Origin of the sequence: Nonomuraea fuscirosea (assembly GCF_035917475.1) — a bacterium.
GTDB classification, from domain to species: Bacteria; Actinomycetota; Actinomycetes; order Streptosporangiales; family Streptosporangiaceae; genus Nonomuraea; species Nonomuraea fuscirosea.
In genome coordinates this window covers 4,809,126-4,824,481 of the sequence record NZ_CP109074.1, presented here as the reverse complement: position 1 = coordinate 4,824,481, position 15,356 = coordinate 4,809,126, and the positions used below count along the sequence as shown (strand labels likewise).

Below are 15,356 nucleotides of genomic sequence, written 5' to 3'. Positions count from 1 at the left end.
GGCGCCTCCTCCAGGACCGGCCGGTCACACCGCTCACCGGGCACTGGCTCGTCATCGTCCCCACCGGCGAGGCATCCGGCCTCGGCGCCAGGCTGGCCGCGACCATGCGCGAACGCGGCGCCACCGTAACCGTCGCGAACACCTCTGGCGAGCACACCCCGGCCGGACCCACTTCTGCTGAGCCCACCTCAGCCGGGCCCACCTCAGCCGGGCCCACCTCAGCCGGGCCCACCTCAGCCGGGCCCACCTCAGCCGAGCCCGCCATGGACGCGCCCGCCCCTGCCGAGCCGACTCCGGACGCGACGGCCGAGCCCGTCCCCGTCGCACTCTCGGACGCGGTGCGCGAGGGCGTCTTCGATGGGGTGTTGTCGCTGGTCGCCATGGACGACCGGCCGCACCCAGCGCATCCCGTGCTCGCCCGTGGCACCGTCGCCACGCTCGCCGTCGCCCAGGCGCTCGCGGACGCCGGCGTCACCGCTCCTGTCTGGGCCGTCACCGGCGGCGCCGTCGCCACCGAACGGCCCGGCGAGGTGACGGCGCCGTACCAGGCCGCCGTCTGGGGACTCGGCACCGTGCTGGCCCTCGATCACCCCGCCACCTGGGGCGGCCTGATCGACCTGCCCGCCGACCCCACCGCCGCCGACCTCGCCGTCCTGGTCACCGCCCTCACCGGCGACGAGGACCAGCTCGCGCTCAGGGACGGCAAGGCGTACGGCCGGCGCCTGATCCGCGCCGGCACCATGGCTCATGCGGGCGACGCCGGTCGCTCCAGCGGCACAGGCTCGGCTGGCGACGCCCGGCACCCGCACGACACAGGCCCGGCGGACGACACCCGGCACTCCCGCAACACCAGCCCGGCGGACGACACCCGGCACCTCCACGGCCCAGGCCAGGCCGGAGCCGCCTGGCGGCCTCACGGTACGGTCGTCGTCACGGGTGGCACCGGTGGTGTCGGCGCTCATGTGGCGCGCCGCCTCGCCGAGAGCGGTGCCGGGCACATCGTGCTCCTGGGCCGACGCGGCCGAGCCGCGCCCGGGGCCACCGAGCTGGAGGCCGAGCTGACCGAACGGGGCGCTCGCGTCACGATCATCGCCTGCGACGTCGCCGACCGCACCGCCCTGGCCGCCGCGCTCGACGGGCCGGCGCCCACCGCGGTGTTCCACGCCGCCGGCGTCGTCCACGACAGCGCCGCGCTCGCCGACCTCACCCCGCGCGCGCTCGCCGCCGTGGCCGAGGCCAAGGTCATGGGTGCGGCCAACCTCGACGCCCTGTTCCCCGGCGACGCCCTCGAACGGTTCGTGCTGTTCTCCTCGGGCGCGGCCGTCTGGGGCCAAGCCGGGCAGGCGGCGTACGCGGCGGCCAACGCCGTGCTGGACGCGCTCGCCGACGCCCGCCGCGCCAGAGGTGGCCACGCGCTGTCGATCGCCTGGGGCGCCTGGGACGGCGGCGGCATGGCGGACGGCGAGATCGGCGCGTGGCTGCGCCGCCTCGGCCTGCGCGGCATGGACCCGAGCCGGGCCGCGTCCGTGCTCGAAGGCGCGCTGGAGAACGACGAGACGCGCCTGGTGGTGGCCGACATCGACTGGGCCAGGTTCGCCCCCGCCTACACGCTGGCCAGGCCCCGCCCCCTGCTGCGCGCGCTGCCCGAGGTCCAGGAGATCCTCACCGCGGAAGCCGGGGACGACGGCCGCGACGGGGACCCCGGGCTCGCCGCGCTGCCCGAGGAGGAGCGGCTGCCCAAGCTGCGCGACCTCGTCAGGACCCACGCGGCCAGGATCCTCGGCCACGCGGATCCCGAGGCGCTCGGCGCCGGTCAGAACTTCCTGGAGGCCGGCTTCGACTCGCTCACCTCCGTGGAGCTGCGCAACGCCCTGAGCAAGGCCATCGGCCTGCGCCTGCCGACCGCCGTCGTCTTCGACCACCCCAGCCCGTCCGCGCTGGCCGCACACCTGTCCGGCCGGCTCGGGCGGACGGGGGAGCAGGGCGGGCTCAGCACGCTGCTGCGCAAGGCCATGCGCGACCATCGCGTCCACGAGAGCCTGGTGCTGCTCGAAGCCGCCGCCGGCCTGCGCGACTCGTTCGGCTCGCCCGCCGACCTGCCCGCGCTCCCGGCCGCGCTCAAGCTGGCGGAGGGCCCCGCCGGACTGCCGCTGTTCTGCATGAGCACCCCCATGGCGCTCGGCGGCGCGGCCCAGTTCGCCCGGCTCGGCGCCGCCTTCCGCGGCATCAGGGACCTGTACGCGCTGCCGGTGCACGGCTACGCCGAGGACGAGGGACTGCCGGCCGACGTAGCGGCCGCCGTCGCCCTGTGGGCCGAGATCGTGGCCGCCTCCGTCCCGCCCGGCGGCCCGTACGCGCTGCTCGGCTACTGCGCCGGCGGCAACTTCGCGCACAAGGTCGCCACCCTCCTGGAGCGGCGCGGCCTGCCGCCCGCGGGGCTCGTGCTGCTGGACACCTTCCTGCCGGACGACGCCCTCATCGACGACCTGGGCGAGGACATGATGCGGGGCATGTTCGACCGGGAGGAGCGGTTCGGCCCGTTCTCGGACGCCCGGCTGTCCGCCATGGGCCGCTACTACCGGCTCTTCAGGGAGACCACGCTGGAGGAGGTGGCGGCGCCGATCCTGTTCATCACCCCGGACACGCCGCTGTCACAGCCCGCTCCCGAACGGTGGCGTTCGTCGTGGCCGGCCGCCCAGTGCGCCAAGGAGGTCAAGGGCGATCACTTCACCATGCTGGAGGAGATGGCCCCGTCCATGACGGAGGCGATCGAGGGATGGCTGGCCACCCTCGACCGCTGAGGGGAATTCGCGCCGGGCAAGATCGCGCACCCGGCGAAACGATGGGTTACTCTCGTTTGTGAGGGGACGCGGTCTTACGGGAGGCGGTCGACGAAGTCCGTCCGGGGCCGGTTCCGCACGGGAGATGACATGAGCGAACCTGTGACGTTGCCCCTGCACATGCGGCGCGACGTGTTCGATCCCGACCCCGAGCTGTCGGCGGCGCGCGACGAGGAGGGCGTGCGGCGGGTGACCACCCCGTTCGGCGTCGACGCCTGGCTCGTCAGCCGCTACGCCGACGTCCGCGAGGTGCTCGGTGACGCCGCGCGCTTCAGCAACGCCCAGAACATGGCGTTCCGGATGGGCGCCGCCGCGCAGTACAGCGAGGAGCAGCTCAACCGGCTGCGGGCGGGCAACCTGCTGGCCTTCGACCCGCCCGAGCACACCCGGCTGCGCCGCTTCCTGACGCCGGAGTTCACCATGCGCCGGATGCGCCGCCTGGAGCCGCGCATCCACGAGATCGTCCAGGAACACCTCGACGCGATGGAGCGCGCGGGCTCGCCGGCCGACCTGGTCACCGCCTTCGCCCTGCCGATCCCCTCGCTGGTCATCTGCGAGCTGCTCGGCGTGCCGTACGCGGACCGGGAGGGGTTCCAGCGGCGTACCGGCAAGGTGCTGGACATCTCGCTCCCGGTCGCGGAGCGGACGGCGGCGAACCTGGAACAGCGCGCCTACATGGGCGAGCTCGTCGCCCGCGCCAAGGCGGAGCCGGGCGACGACATGCTCGGCATGCTCGTCCGCGAGCACGGCGACGACCTGTCCACCGACGAGCTGGTGGGCATCGCCGCGCTGCTGCTGCTGGCCGGCCACGAGACCACCTCCAACATGCTCGGGCTCGGCACCCTGGCCCTGCTGCGTCACCCCGACCAGCTCGACCTGCTCAGGAAGGACCCCGAGCGGATCGGCGCCACGGTGGAGGAACTGCTGCGCTGGCTCAGCATCGTGCACTCCGGCACCGGCAAGGTCACCATGACCGACGTCGAGCTGTCCGGCGTCCGCATCCCGGCCGGCGAGCTGGTGATGTGCGCGCTGCCCGCGGCCAACCGCGACCCGGCCTACATCTCCGAGCCCGACCGCCTCGACATCACCCGCGGCGACCTCGGCCACGTCGCCTTCGGCCACGGCGTGCACCACTGCCTGGGCGCGCCGCTGGCCAGGATGGAGATGCGGATCGCCTTCCCGGCACTGTTCGAGCGCTTCCCCGAGCTGCGCGAGACCGGCACCTCGCCCGAGTTCCGCGCGTTCAACGTCGTCTACGGCCTGACCTCCTTCGAAGTCGCCTGGTGACCGTGCCGGAACAGCGGCAGCGGGCCGACGCGGTACGCAACGCCGACAGGATCGTCCGGGCCGCGATCGAGATCTTCCGCGAACGCGGCCCGGACGCCTCGCTCGACGAGATCGCCCGGCGGGCGGGCATCGGCAGCGCCACCGTCTACCGGCGCTTCGGCGACCGTGACGGCGTGATCAGAGCGGCCTTCCTGACCTACTTCGCCGAGGAGATCGAGCCGCTGGCGCTGAGCGCCCGCGGCGAGGCCGAGGCCGACGCCGGGGCCGCGCTGGCCGGGGCGCTGGCGGGAGCGGTCGACACGCTGGCCGCCCACCAGGGGCTGGTGATGGCGGTCAAGCAGTCGCGGGCGCTGAGCGTCGACATCGCGGAGCGTTTCATGGGGCCGCTCAGCACCGTCCTGACCCGCGCCCAGGAGGCGGGCAAGGTGCGGGACGACGTGTCCGTACGGGACCTGGCGGCGATCGTCATCATGGCGCTGGCCACCGCCCATCCGGGCGACCCCGGCCAGCACGACCCGCGCCGCTACCTGGCCCTGCTGCTGTCGAGCCTGCGGCCGTCCGCCGACCGCCTGCCCGCGCCGTCCGGGCAGCACTTCCTCGACCGCGCCTCCGGAGGCTGCTCGAAGACGTGACGACGGGCCCCTGCCCGGCCTACCCCTGAGGCTCCTCGGCCGGGCAGCGGGCGTCCGGGGCGGGCACGGTCAGCGAGATCAGGTAGGCGTCCATGACGGCCGTCACGCACCCGGTCATGCCGTAGACGCCGTGGCCCCACCCCTCGTACGTGAGCAGCGTGGCCTTGCCGCCGAGCTGGCGGGCCACGTTCGCCGACCACCCGTACGGCGTCTCGGGGTCGTGCAGCGAAGTGGCGACCAGCAGTGGCGCGTCGCCCGTGTACCGCAGCCGATGCGGCGGGTTGCCGGGCAGGCGGCCCTGGCAGATCGGCATGTCGCCCATCGGCATCGGGTTGTAGCGCAGGTCGGGAGCCACCGCGTTCGCGGCGCGCAGCACGTCTGCGTACTCGGCGTAGTCCCGTAGCGACAGGTCGAAGTCCTCGCAGAGGATCGCGGTCGGGAGCTCGGCGAACTCCCCGTACGCCCGCCCGTCGCCCGGCGGATCCGGCAGGTCCCCCGGCACCGGCCCGCCGGCCAGGGCGAGCAGCGTCGCGGCCTGCCGCCGCCAGGCGGGCGCCTCGTTGAGCACCACGCCCAGCCAGAGCAGGTCGTGGGCGCGCACCGTGCGGCCGAACAGGCCGGGCCAGGACAGCTCGCCGCGCTCCGCCCGCTCCAGCAGCCCCCGCCACAGCGCCCGTACGTCCCGCCCGCGCAGCACGCAGCCGGCGTCCCGCTCGCACCAGGCGACGAACTCGTCGAAACCGTCCTGGACCGCGGCCGCCTCGCTCACCTGGAACTCCTTGACGGTCAGGCTGTGGTCCATGTTGCCGTCCAGCACCATGGCCCTGACCCGGCCGGGGAACAGCTCGGCGTACATCTGCTGGGCGAGCGTGCCGTAGGAGACGCCGTACGAGGTCAGCCGCTCCTCGCCGAGCGCGGCGCGGACGGCGTCCATGTCGCGCGCCACGTCGGCCGCGTCGAGATGGTCGTACAGGGGGCCGGTGAGCTCTCGGCAGCCGGCGTGCAGCCTCTTGCCGTACGCGACCCAGGCGCGGAAGGCGGCCTCGCTCGTGATGACCGGGTCGGGCATCTCGTTGTAGACCGAGGCCGGGCAGGTCACCGAGCCGCTGCGGGCGACGCCCCGGGGGTCGTGGCCGACGATGTCGAACCGCCGCCGGATCTCCTCGCTGAAGCCGGACGGGTTGCGCAGGATGTCGTCCACGCCGGAGTTGCCGGGCCCGCCGGGGTTGGCCAGCAGGGACCCGATCCGGGCGGCGGGGTCGGTGGCCCTGCGCCGGGCCAGCGCCAGCCGGACGGCAGGGCCGTTCGGCTTGGACCAGTCGATCGGCACGGCCAGCGTGCCGCAGTCGACGTCGGGCTCCCGCTCGCACGGCCGCCAGGTGATCCCGCGCCCGCCGACCGCGTCCGTGACGTCCGGCCCGGTCACGAACGCCCGCGCCACGTACGCCGCCGGGGCGGTCAGCAGGCCGGCCGTCAGCATGAGGGCGGTGGCGATCAGGGTGACTCTTCGTGGCACGCCGCTCCCGCCGTCGATCGGCCGCCGGAGCTGCTCACACGGCACCCGCCCGGTCCCGCCGCGCCTCAACGCCTTCCTGGATCATGACCAAGGAATCCTACCGGCGGGCCGGGGGAGTGCGGCGACCGCGCCGGTCGCGCGGGCGCCGCGAAGCGGTCAGCCGATCGACCTCCAGAAGGCGCACTTGTGGTCGGCGCCGTAACCGATGGGCTTGACGGCGTCCGGCACCAGGCCGAGCACGGGTCCCTTCCCGGTGAAGCGGGACCAGCGCGGCGCACCCTGCCCGTTGGGGTCGCCGGTCCTGGCGAAGGCGGCCCAGTAGCCGACCATTTGAGCGCCGAGCCGCTGCTGCGGCGGCGCCTTGAGGGCGTAGCGGCCACCCAGGTCGAACACTGACGGCAGGTCGGTGGCGTGGGTCGCGCCCAGGGGGAAGCCGGGGACCTCGACGCCGTTGATGTCAGGCGCGTCGCGGTCGCCGAACTCGAAGGCGTAGACGGGGTTGCGGCGGGCGAGCAGCCGGTCGCCCTCCAGCGCGGGGCAGGCCCAGGACCGGTCGGTGATCACGGTCGCCCACGCCAGCGCCGGTGACGCGTACGCGGAGAGCGGATAGCGGGCCGCCACCGCGTCCGCCCGGTCGCCGAACGCGTTCTTCAGCAGCTCGGGATAGCGCTCGGCGGTGAACTTCTGGCCGGCCATGATCGCGCCGGCGACGAAGGAGCGCATCTCGTCGCGGGCGCCGCCGGAGATCACCGGCACGCGGTGGAACGTTCCCTTGCGCAGCGCGTCGGCGGGGTGGACCGGCAGCAGCGGGGTGCCGTACGTGAGATGGTCGGCGAACGCCTGCGTGTGCGGCACGAGCTCGGCGGCGGGGAGTGCGCGCAGGCAGTCGAGGGTCTCCTCGGCAGAGCCCTTGTCGCACTTCAGCTCGGCGGCGAGTGCGGCACCGTCCTTGCGCGTGGTCGCCAGGGACGCGTACGGCGTGTGCCCGGGAGCGGTGGGGAACAGCCCGCCGTCGGGCCAGTCGATCAGGCACGACCCGGACGAGATGATCGCCCTGTCGAACAGGCCGGCCGCGGCGGGGCTGGTCAGCAGCGCGCACGTGCTCATGCCGCCGGCGGATTGACCGGCGACCGTGACGTTGCGCGGGTCGCCGCCGAGCGCGGCGGCGTTGCGCCGCGTCCAGCGCAGCGCGGCGATCTGGTCGGCCATGGCGAACGTGCCCGAGCCCGCCAGCCCCTCGTGGCCGAAGTAGCCGAACACGCCGAGCCGGTAGTTCACCGTCACCACGATGACACGGCCCTGCGTGGCCAGCCGCTTGGCGTCGTACTGGCTGCCGGCCCCGGTGGTGAACCCGCCGCCGTGGAACCAGACCAGCACGGGCAGCCGCTTGCCGCCGGTGTCACGCGGCATGGTGACGTTGACGGACAGGCAGTCCTCGGAGGTGGGCGGCACGCCGGGGAACTGGGCCTGGGGGCACGCGGCGCCGGGCTTGGTGGCGTCGGCCACCCCGGACCACGGCTCGGCGGTCTCGGGCGGCGCCCAGCGCAGGCGGCCGACCGGTGGCTGCGCGTAACGGACGCCGGAGAACGTACGGACCGCGCCCTGGTCGAGGCCGCGGACCCGGCCCGAGGGCAGGCGCACGACCGGCGAGCCGGTCACCTGCTCGGATGCGCTGGGCGGAGGCGGGGAGACGGGCGGTCCCGTCGTCTGAGCGGGCGTGGCCGTGCCGGCCATGAGCAGGGCGAGGGCGGAGTACACCAGGTGGTGCACGGTGAGCATGAGAACGTCTCTCCTGTCGTAGGGGTTGACCGCCCGGTCACGTGTCCGCGCGAGTGGCCCGCTCGAACAGCGTCACCAGCTCCCGGGCGTAAGCCTGCAGATCGAGCGTCGCGTCGCCGGCGAGCAGGAAGTTCGGCCCCTCGACCGAACGCTGCACGCTCGTCGCCATCACCCGGACGTCGAAGTCGCGGAACTCGCCCGACTCCTGGCCCCAGCGCAGGATCCGCTCCAGCGGCGACACGGCGGTGCGCTCCTTCGGCTCGTCGTAGTCGATGCAGCCGTTGACGAAGATGTCGAGCAACGCCTTCATCTGCGCCGGGTGCGTCGCTGAGAACTCGACGTTCCCCTCGATGTAGGCGCGAAGGGCGGCCGACGCCGTCTTGTGCCCTTCGAGGCGCTGGGTCATGAACGCGGTGATCTCGCCGTAGATCTGCAGCACGGCCTGCTCGAAGAGCTCGGCCTTGCCGGCGAAGTGGTACGAGATCAGGCCCGTGCTGGACAGGCCCGCGCGCTTGGCGATCTGGGCGAACGAGGTACGGGTGTACCCCAGTTCGGCGATCGTCTCGATCGCGGCGGCCACGATCTGCGCCCGGCGCCCGACCTCCGTGAAGGTCCGGCCGGGCTCACGCGGCGGCTCATTTGCTGGCATGAGCAAACAATAGCTCACCCAAGCAAATCGTAGGTCACCGGGCGCCGGTTTCGGCGTTCTCCCACGTGCGCAGGTACGACTCAGCGCCCGCCGCCATATCGCGCACCAGGTCGGGGCCGGCCAGCAGGCGCATGTCCTCGATCCAGTCCGGGACCAGGCCGTAGTTGGCCACGCCGTCCACGTTCACGTCCCACGTGCGCTGCCCGGTCCGCAACCGGTCCAGCACCTGGGAGCCGTCGTGGGAGGTGAACGGGTACGTCACCGGGTTCGCCGCGTTGCCGGGACGCGGGGCGGGCAGCCGGCCCAGGCCGTTGACGTCCAGGCCGTAGCCGTACCCCGGCACCTGGTACTGCTGCCGCAGCGGCACCGTGCGCCGCCACTCCGCGACGAAGTGCTCGGCGTCGTGGCCGTACTGCGTGACCATGCCGCCGAGGGCGTAGATGCGCGCCAGGAACGCCGGGTCGGACCAGCTGTGCGAGGAGACCACGCCCGGATAACCCGCCGCCTCCAGCAGGTCGAGCGTGCGGTCGGCGGCCTTGACGCTCATGTGGTCGACCTCGACGAGCATGCCGCGCCGCATCATGCCGCGCACCATGTACTCGCCCAGCGCGGTCAGCCCCCGGGTGTTGCAGTGCGGCGCCGGGGGATAGAGCGGCAGGGAGACGCCCGGGGGCAGTAGCCGCGCGATCTGCGCGGGCAGCACGCCGGCCGGGTCGATGGTGTTGTCGTGCTCGGGCCCGGTGCAGGTGCGGGCCTGCCAGAACGAGCCGGTGCCGAGCAGGTTGCCGACGTTGACCACGGCGCCCTGGGTGCCGGAGTCGAAGCGGACGCCGCACAGCGCGTTGTCGTACTTGTGGCAGACGAACATGCTGCGCACGCCGAGCGCGCGCATCTCGTCGAGGCCGCGGTCGATCTGGGCCCGCGTGCACGCGGGGATCCCGAGGATCTGGCGGCAGCCGAACGGCTCGGAGGTCTCGACGCCGAGCACGACGGCGAGCTTGCCCGCCCCGATCACCCGCCGGGCCTCGGCCGGATCGGCCACGATGCGGAACCAGCCCAGACCGGGCCCGCCGGCCTCGGCGTCGATGTGGTCCTGCAGCTCGCGGGCGCGCTGGGCCTGCCGCCTGATGGCGGCCATCTCGTCGCAGGCGTACCGGCGCAGCGGGTAGATGGCGCACAACTGCCGGTTGGCCACCAGATGGTTGACCAGCACCCGCAGCCCGCCCCGCCAGGCCCGCTCGACCCAGGTGTGGTACGCCTGCTGGTGGGTCAGCGAGTCGTGCGCCGGCCAGTCGCGGAAGGTCGGCCAGCCCACCGGGTCGTGGGTGCCGGAGGGCGAGCCGGTGTGGGTGAAGTTCTCGAACCAGGCCAGTTCGCCGTTGGGGTAGTGGTCGGGGCAGTCGGTCAGGGCCGCCGCGATGCCGGCGGGGTCGTACGGCTTGCCGCACATGAGCCTGCCGCCGAAGGCCTCGTACGAGAACAGGTGACTGTGACCGTCCACGAAACCGCTCACCGGGGCATTCGCGGGGGCGGCGGTCTGTGCGGCGGCGGGTGGCGCGATCAGCACGCTGGACAGCAGCAGGACGGCCGCGGCCGCCCTTCGGGTGAGGTGGAGGAGCACGGGACGACCTCCCAGCCTGCGGTACCGGGGTTGCCGCCAGCATCCACCGCCCGGCACTCCGCATCAAGACCGAACATGAGCCGATCTCACCTCAGCGGCCCGCCTTCAGGTGAAGCTCAGGGCGGAAGCTCATCTCGGCGCCGAAGAAGCCGCGCCGAGGCCGCCCGTGGGTAGAGTCTCGCCTTGTGGAGGTCTACCTGCTGATCCTCGGCGATCACCTGCCGGATCCACGCACCGGCCACGCGCCCTCCGAGCCCGAGCGCGTCCGCGCCATGGTCGACCAGGCCGTGGTGGCGGAGGAGTCCGGCTTCACCGGCGTGGCCATCGGCGAGCACCACTTCACCCGCTACATCGTCTCCGCGCCCGAACTCCTGCTCGCCACCATCGCGGCCCGCACCACCACCCTGCGCCTGTCCACCGGCGTCACCCTGCTGGCCCACCACGATCCCGTCCGCGTCGCCGAAGAGCTGGCCACCCTCGACGTGCTGTCCGGCGGGCGGGCCGAGCTCATCGTGGCCCGCGGCGTGTCCAAGGAGACCGACGTCGCCTTCGGCATCGCTCCCGCCGACCTGCGGCCGCGCCTGCACGAATACCTGCGCCTGCTGCTGCGGCTGCTGCGGGAGGAGGACGTCACCTGGCGCGGCACGTTCCGCAGCCCGCTGGAGGGCGTGACCACCACGCCGCGCCCGGTCCAGCGCCCGCACCCCACCCTGTGGGTCGGCAGCGGCTCGGCGGCCTCCGCCGACCTCGCCGCCGAGCTGGGGCTGCCGCTCATGCTGCCCAGCACCCTGCGCGACCCCGGCGTCTACCTGGACGTGGTGGCCGGCTACCGGCGGCACGCCCCCGGCCGGGTCGCGCTGCCCAGCCACGTGTTCGTCGCCGAGGACGACGCGCGCGAACGCTGGCGGCCCTACCTCCAGGCGTACGCCACGTTCGCCAGCCCGTGGCGTGGCGACGGCCGGGAGATCGACATCGACGCGCTGATGGAGGGCGCGGCGATCTGCGGCGGCCCCAGCGAGGTGGCCGACCGGCTCAACGCCCAGCAGAAGCTGCTCGGGCTCGACGCGCACCTGGTGCTGATCGACATCGGCGGCCTGCCCCCTGACGAGGTGCTCGCCGCGATCCGGCTGTTCGGCGAGAAGGTCATCCCCCAGCTCACCGGCTGACACCACACGTCGGGCCCCGGCCGGTCACGACCAGGTGACCGGCAGCGAGCGCACGCCGAAGATCAGCATCTCGTCCCGTACCGGCACCTGCCCGGCCGGCACCGCCAGCCGCAGGCCCGGCAGGCGGGAGATCAGCTCGCCCAGCCCGATCCGCAGCTCGATCCTGGCCAGCTGCTGGCCGAGGCACTGGTGCACCCCGTGCCCGAAGGCCAGGTGCGGGACGCGCGGGCGGCGCAGGTCGAGCACGTCGGGATCGGGCCACTGCCGCGGGTCCCGGTTGGCCTCCGGCGTGGCGATCACGACGGTCGCGCCGGCCGGCAGCTCCACCCCGCCCAGCGTCACCGGCTCGGTGGTGACCCGGCTGACGCCGAGCTGGATGATCGACAGGTAGCGCAGCAGCTCCTCCACCGCGCCCTCGATCAGGCCGGGGTCGGCGCGCAGCTCCGCGAGCCGATCCGGGTGCTCCAGCAGCGCGAACGTGCTCAGGCTCAGCATGTTCGCGGTGGTCTCGTGGCCCGCGTTGAGCAGGCCGAGCGCGACGTCGGTCAGCTGCCTGTCCGTCAGGGGCGGGTCGGTGTCGTGGACGAGCCCGGACAGCAGGTCGTCGGCGGGTTCGGCGCGCTTGAGCGCGACGAGGCGGCCCATGAACGCGTACAGCCCGGCCCGTGCCGTGCCCTGCTCCTCCGGGGTCGCGCTCGCGTCGAGCGCCACCGCCGTGCGCTCCTGGAACTCCGCGCGGTCGGCGTAGTCCACGCCCAGCAGCTCGCAGATGACCAGCGACGGCAGCGGCAACGCGAACGCCGGCACCAGGTCGGCCTCCGGGCCCCCCGCCCGCATCGCCTCGATGTGCTCGACCGCGATCTCCCTGACCCGCGCCTCCAGCTGCCGCATCCGCCGCACCGTGAACTGGCCCGTCAGCGGCCGCCGCAGCCGGGTGTGCTCGGGCGGGTCCATGAACACGAAGATCCCGTCTTCACGCTCCGCCGTCTCCTGCCCGGCCGGCCCCGCCGGCCTGGGCGAGGTCGCGTCTTGGTGACGCAGCTTGTCGGCGCTGAAACGCGCGTCCGACAGCACCGTACGGGCCTCGTCGAACCCCGTCACCAGCCAGGCCCGCGCGCCGTTGAGCAGATCCACCGGCCGGATCGCCCCCTGCCCGCGCAGGCCCGGCGGCGGGTCGAACGGACAGCGCCCTCGCTCCACCAGGTCCGTCGGCAGGATCCGCCGCATCGCCATGGTGCTCACGCTCGCCGAGCTGTCGGCTGCCATCAGCATGCCCTGCTTTCCCGAAATAAAGTACGCGACTGTATCTAACGCTGGTCACCGTAGATCACCGCGATAAGATACGCAAGTGAATCTCAAGCCCGCCCGCCCGCCGTCCGAAGGCTCGTCACGGGACGGGGGCGCGACGCGCCGGCGCGGGGCCAAGCTGGAGGACGCCATCCTCGACGCCGCGTGGGACGTGCTGACCGAGCACGGCTACCACGGCTTCACCTACGAGGCGATCGCCGCCCGCGCCGGCACCAGCCGTCCCGTGCTCTACCGTCGCTGGCCCCGGCGCCAGGACCTGCTGCTGGCCACGCTCGCCAAGTTCTGGCGGCTGATCGACGTGCCCGACACCGGCAGCCTGCGCGAGGACGCGATCGGCTTCCTGCGCAACGCCGACGCCGACCGCGCGGGCATGATCACGCTGATGAGCGTGCACCTGGAGGAGTACTTCCGCGACACCGGAACGAGCCTCGGCGACCTGCGCGACACCCTGCTCCCGCCGGGCCTGCCGAGCGCCTTCGAGGCGATCGTCGCCCGCGCGGTCGAACGCGGCGACCTGCCGGACGCGCCGCGCTCGCCCCGGATGCTGAACCTGCCGCTCGACCTGCTGCGCCACGATCTGCTCCTGACGATGCGCCCGGTGCCGGACGAGACGATCACCGAGATCGTGGACGAGATCTGGCTCCCCCTGCTCGGCCAGGCGCCCCCGCCCCGTTCGTCATGACCGGCTCGGGCGGGCCGCGCCGCCCGCCGAGCCGGCCCCGGCGACGGCCGGCGGCTTCCGGCGGCCGAGGCCGAGGACGAATCTGGTGAGGCCCCAGCGCCGCACGATCTCATAGGTGATCAGGCTCAGCGCGAACGACACGGTCATGATCATCACGTACGGCAGGGGCCCGGCGTCGGCGTGCCGCAGAACGTGGAAGCCCGTGGCGACCAGGAACGTCTGATGCAGGACGTACAGGGGGAAGGCCGCCTCGTTGCAGTACGCCACCGCCTTCGACCCGCCGTTGAGGTACCGCCTGCCGTACCCGAGCATGGCCAGCAACGCCGTCCAGCAGGCGAGGTCGCGCACGGCCGTGGCCGGCGGGCTCTCCTGGCCGCCGAGCAGAAGAACCCCCGCGGCCCCGCATACCGCCAGCGCCAGGAACAACGGCCGCCGCCGCTCGACCATGTCCATGATCGAGTCGTCGGTGGCGACGAGGAAGCCCAGCATGAAGTAGGCCGCGAAGACGAAGATGTTCTTCCCACCCACCTCCGGCAGGTACGACAGCGCGGTCAGCGGCGCGACGGGCAGCAGGGCGAGCAGGGGCCGCCGCAGCCACCCCGGCGTGTATCCCCGCCTGGCCAGAGCCAGCATCGGCTGGACGAGCGCGGCCGAGATGAGGAAGAGGAACAGGATGAACCACAGGTGCGCCGGCGAGATCCCGCCCGCGTATTCCGACCAGGAGGAGAAGTCGGTGAAGTACCGCCACAGAAAGCCGGCGTAGGAGCCCTCGTAGCCGCGATGGAACCGCAGGGCGTAGTACGCCTGCGGAGGCACGACCACCAGCACGCCGAACAGCAGCGGCACCAGCAGCCTGGACACCCGCTCGCTGACGTAGCGGCCCGCCGACCTGCGCTTGAGCGCGTGGAAGCTGGCCGAGCCGGCCAGCAGGAACAGCAACGGCATGAACCAGTAGGACAGCTGCACCAGCACGGTGGAGAAGGTGTTCACCTCGCCCTTGACGTAGAACGAGGCATCGCCGTTGAACACCCGCGCCGTGTGGTACGGGAACAGGAACAGGATGCCCAGGTTGCGCAACCAGTCGATGTAGTTCTGGCGCCCACCGCCTCGCCCGGACGTCGTTGTCGTCGTCGTCAAAAGGTCCTCCGCAACCGAAAGGTGATCAAGTCTCGCCACACGATACCGAAAGTATTGAGTACTTTCGGTATGCTAGGTGTCGTGAACGGCGATGAGCAGAGGAATCCGGCCCGGCGCCTGCCGCGCGAGGAGGTGCGCCGCCGGCTGCTGGCCGAGGCGGCGCGGGTGTTCGCCGAACGCGGCTACGCCGACGCCCGTATCGAGGACATCGCGGCCGGCGCCGGCTTCACCAAGGGGGCCGTCTACTCGAACTTCGGTGGCAAGCAGGAACTGTTCGGCGCCATCCTCGGCGACGGCGCCGCGAGCGAACTGGCCGCCGTGCGGGAGGAGATCCGTGACCTCGACGACCTGCCCGCGATGATCGCCCGAGTGGCGTCGCTGGTCACCCGGCACATCGTGCAGGACAGCGGCGACGGCCACCTCGGCCTGGAGTTCGCGGCCCGCGCGGCCAGAGACGAGCAGACCAGGCAGGTGCTCACCCCGATGCGCCGGGCTCAGCGCGAAGGAGCGGCCCGCTCGATCGCCGACGTCGCCGAGCGGACCGGCGTCCGCCCCGCCGTCGATCTGGACCAGGCCGCGCTCATCCTGCACTGTCTGACCAACGGCCTGGTCAACGAGCACATCGCCGATCCCGAGGCGGTCGACGCCGAGACTGTCGAACGGGCGTTGACCACCGTGCTGACCTGCCTGCTGCCCCTTCCCCCGAGCGACGACCCGCCACGCTCCTGACCGTTCCCGG

General features: G+C 73.0%; 12 protein-coding genes. 6 read left to right on the top strand and 6 right to left on the bottom strand.

Annotation, left to right across the window (positions count from 1 at the left end; translation table 11 throughout):
• The first annotated feature begins 263 nt into the window (after positions 1–263).
• From OIE67_RS55515 to OIE67_RS22320, 3 genes are all read left to right on the top strand, one after another.
• Complete coding sequence (locus OIE67_RS55515) at positions 264–2,801, top strand: type I polyketide synthase (RefSeq protein WP_407674906.1); 2,538 nt, start codon at positions 264–266, stop codon at positions 2,799–2,801.
• A 129-nt stretch (positions 2,802–2,930) separates the two neighbouring features.
• Entirely contained in the window at positions 2,931–4,127 is a 1,197-nt protein-coding gene (locus OIE67_RS22325; RefSeq protein WP_326643340.1) for a cytochrome P450, read from the top strand.
• Positions 4,124–4,759: a TetR/AcrR family transcriptional regulator gene (locus tag OIE67_RS22320; RefSeq protein WP_326643339.1), complete on the top strand. Its 636-nt coding sequence runs from the start codon at positions 4,124–4,126 to the stop codon at positions 4,757–4,759. Before OIE67_RS22325 ends, OIE67_RS22320 begins: the two co-directional genes overlap by 4 nt.
• Before the next feature lie 19 nt (positions 4,760–4,778).
• Here OIE67_RS22320 and OIE67_RS22315 read toward each other — a convergent pair whose 3' ends face one another.
• From OIE67_RS22315 to OIE67_RS22300, 4 genes are all read right to left on the bottom strand, one after another.
• Positions 4,779–6,275 (bottom strand): alpha/beta fold hydrolase, encoded by a 1,497-nt coding sequence (locus OIE67_RS22315; protein WP_326643337.1) that lies wholly within the window; start codon positions 6,273–6,275, stop codon positions 4,779–4,781.
• 156 nt (positions 6,276–6,431) lie between these two features.
• A complete protein-coding gene (locus OIE67_RS22310) occupies positions 6,432–8,054 on the bottom strand; it encodes a carboxylesterase/lipase family protein (RefSeq protein WP_326643335.1) in 1,623 nt (540 codons plus the stop codon).
• Between the two features lie 37 nt (positions 8,055–8,091).
• Complete coding sequence (locus OIE67_RS22305; RefSeq protein ID WP_326643333.1) at positions 8,092–8,703, bottom strand: TetR family transcriptional regulator; 612 nt, start codon at positions 8,701–8,703, stop codon at positions 8,092–8,094.
• A gap of 34 nt (positions 8,704–8,737) precedes the next feature.
• Entirely contained in the window at positions 8,738–10,324 is a 1,587-nt protein-coding gene (locus OIE67_RS22300) for a Coagulation factor 5/8 type domain-containing protein (protein WP_326643331.1), read from the bottom strand.
• A 185-nt stretch (positions 10,325–10,509) separates the two neighbouring features.
• On the opposite strand from OIE67_RS22300, the gene OIE67_RS22295 reads away from it, so the two are divergent.
• Positions 10,510–11,490 carry an LLM class flavin-dependent oxidoreductase gene (locus tag OIE67_RS22295; RefSeq protein WP_326643329.1) on the top strand — a complete coding sequence of 327 codons (981 nt, stop codon included), beginning with the start codon at positions 10,510–10,512 and terminating at the stop codon, positions 11,488–11,490.
• A gap of 24 nt (positions 11,491–11,514) precedes the next feature.
• Here OIE67_RS22295 and OIE67_RS22290 read toward each other — a convergent pair whose 3' ends face one another.
• Positions 11,515–12,756, bottom strand: a complete 1,242-nt coding sequence (locus tag OIE67_RS22290; protein ID WP_326643327.1) for a cytochrome P450 — start codon at positions 12,754–12,756, stop codon at positions 11,515–11,517.
• Positions 12,757–12,838: 82 nt separating this feature from the next.
• Between OIE67_RS22290 and OIE67_RS22285 the strand changes: the two genes are divergently transcribed.
• On the top strand, positions 12,839–13,480 hold the full coding sequence (locus tag OIE67_RS22285) for a TetR/AcrR family transcriptional regulator (protein WP_326643325.1): 642 nt from the start codon (positions 12,839–12,841) through the stop codon (positions 13,478–13,480).
• On the opposite strand, the gene OIE67_RS22280 is transcribed toward OIE67_RS22285, so the two are convergent.
• On the bottom strand, positions 13,475–14,617 hold the full coding sequence (locus tag OIE67_RS22280) for an acyltransferase family protein (RefSeq protein WP_326643323.1): 1,143 nt from the start codon (positions 14,615–14,617) through the stop codon (positions 13,475–13,477). The genes OIE67_RS22285 and OIE67_RS22280 overlap by 6 nt on opposite strands.
• A gap of 81 nt (positions 14,618–14,698) precedes the next feature.
• Between OIE67_RS22280 and OIE67_RS22275 the strand changes: the two genes are divergently transcribed.
• A complete protein-coding gene (locus OIE67_RS22275; protein WP_326643321.1) occupies positions 14,699–15,346 on the top strand; it encodes a TetR/AcrR family transcriptional regulator in 648 nt (215 codons plus the stop codon).
• The last annotated feature ends 10 nt before the right edge of the window (positions 15,347–15,356 follow it).

What these genes read in the sequence shown, in the direction of transcription:
- OIE67_RS55515 (WP_407674906.1), top strand. Translation starts at nt 264, where the DNA reads ATGGACGCGCCCGCCCCTGCCGAGCCGACTCCGGACGCGACGGCCGAG.
- OIE67_RS22290 (WP_326643327.1), bottom strand. Translation starts at nt 12,756, where the DNA reads ATGGCAGCCGACAGCTCGGCGAGCGTGAGCACCATGGCGATGCGGCGG.
- OIE67_RS22310 (WP_326643335.1), bottom strand. Translation starts at nt 8,054, where the DNA reads ATGCTCACCGTGCACCACCTGGTGTACTCCGCCCTCGCCCTGCTCATG.
- OIE67_RS22305 (WP_326643333.1), bottom strand. Translation starts at nt 8,703, where the DNA reads ATGCCAGCAAATGAGCCGCCGCGTGAGCCCGGCCGGACCTTCACGGAG.
- OIE67_RS22325 (WP_326643340.1), top strand. Translation starts at nt 2,931, where the DNA reads ATGAGCGAACCTGTGACGTTGCCCCTGCACATGCGGCGCGACGTGTTC.